The sequence below is a fragment of the Arenimonas sp. genome, from assembly GCF_019459675.1.
In the GTDB taxonomy this organism is placed as follows: domain Bacteria; phylum Pseudomonadota; class Gammaproteobacteria; order Xanthomonadales; family Xanthomonadaceae; genus Arenimonas.
Genome location: NZ_JAIBFH010000443.1, coordinates 1 through 1,708 on the forward strand (window position 1 = coordinate 1; position 1,708 = coordinate 1,708).

At 74.9% G+C, this 1,708-nt stretch carries 1 protein-coding gene; it reads right to left on the reverse strand.

Going from position 1 to position 1,708, the window contains the following annotated elements; translation table 11 throughout:
* Positions 1 to 75: 75 nt before the first annotated feature.
* Positions 76 to 1,708 (reverse strand): penicillin-binding protein activator (locus tag K0M70_RS14715; RefSeq protein ID WP_290783210.1); only part of this gene is annotated, 1,633 nt, incomplete at its 5' end.

Consider the following 1,708-nt stretch of genomic DNA (forward strand, 5'->3'; position numbering starts at 1 on the left):
CCGCGCCGGGCGGGGGTTGGCCTGCTTGGTGGGGTGGCGGGCTTCGGCAAGCAGGGCACCGGCCACCGCGGGGGGCTAACGGCCGCGGATTAACACCGCCCACGCGGGCCGGCGCTGCACGCCGCCGAAGCCGTCGAGCTGCAGCTCGCCGGTGGCACCGCGCAGCTCCATGCCCGGGTCGCTGGCCAGGCGGTCGAGGTTGGCCACCAGCATCCATGCGTCCATTCCGAAGGCGAACAGGCGGGCGCCGCCGCCCTGCGCCGAAGGCAGGGTCTGGCCGATGGTGTCCGGGTCGGGCAGGCTGCCGCGCAGTCCCAGCAGCCAGGGCAGCTCGGGGTACTCGATGCCGTCGAGCTCGGTGTCCATGCGCAGGTTGGCGCCCGACAGGATCAGGGACGTGGCCACGCGCGGCACGCCGATCAGGCCCGCGGTGTCCATCTGGCTGGACAGCACGCGCGCCAGCGCGGCCGTGAGGCTGAGGAACAGCGCGTCGGGGCGCGCGCCCGACAGCGCGGCCTGCAGTGCCGGCACGTAGTCGGGGTTGGACTCGCTGACGGTGACTTCGTTCATCACTTGGCCGCCGCGCACCGTGAACCGCTCGCGGAAGGCCGCCAGCGCCCGTTGGGCGTTGTCGTCGGCCTGCGTCACCACCAGTACGTTGCGAAGGCCCCGGTCGAGCAGGCGGTCGGCCGCGGCGGCGCCCTCGTCTTCGGGTGACAGCGCGAACGCTGCGCTGCCGGGCGGCGGCGGCACCGTGCCGCGGTTGAGCGCCACCACCGGCAGGTCCAGCTCGGGAAGCGCGAACAGCGCATTCACTTCGTCGCGCGTTAGTGGGCCCACCAGCATCTGGGCGTCTTCCTCGCGCGCCTTGAGCAGCGCGCGGCGCACGCCGTCTGCGCCGGCGGTGTCGTAGAAGCGGATCTGCGGACGGCGCCGGTATTCGGCGTAGAAGCCGGCCAGCAGGCCGTCGCGCACGCTTTGGCCCGCGGCGGCCATCGGCCCACTCAGCGGAAGCAGGGCCGCCAGCCTGAGCGGCGGACGGTAGCCGTCGCCCTCGGCGGCCGGCCAGTCGTCCAGGCCGGGCGCGGACGCGCTGCGGTCGTAGGGACGCGGCAGCGGCAGCCCGCGCTGGGTCAGCGCGCGGCCGGCATAGAGATAAACCGGGTGCCCCACCGGCACGCTGCTGCTGGCGGCGGCCAGCGTGTCGTTGGGCAGCTTGGACAGCAGCGCGTCAATGCGGCGCACGCTCGCGGCGCGCTGTTCGCGCTCGAGCGACTCGAGCTGCCAGGCCAATTCACCGGCGGCGTCGAACGGCCGGTTAAGGGCTTCGAAGGCGTCGGCGCGCAGGCCGTGCCAGCGGGCCCGCTGTTCGGCCGGCACCGAGTTCCGGGGCTGCGCCAGAAGCGCGAGCACCTCGGCGCTGCGGCCGGCGGCGGCCTGGCCCTCGGCGCTCAGCAGGTCGTGCAGCAGCAGGTCGGCGCCCGTCAGCCGGCGGCGGGCGGATTCTTCCAGGGCTTGCCTGGCCGCGCCCGGGTCGCCCGCGAGCCGGTACTGCTCGGCGGCGTTGATCCAGGCGCGGTCGCGCACGGCGCCGCGGCTGGCATTGGCGGTAGCCGCCCAGGCCCGGGCGGACTCACGGTGGTTGCCGTCGGCGGCCAGCTGCTGCGCGGCGCTGTCGCGCTGCACGGTGGGGCCGGGCGAAACGGCG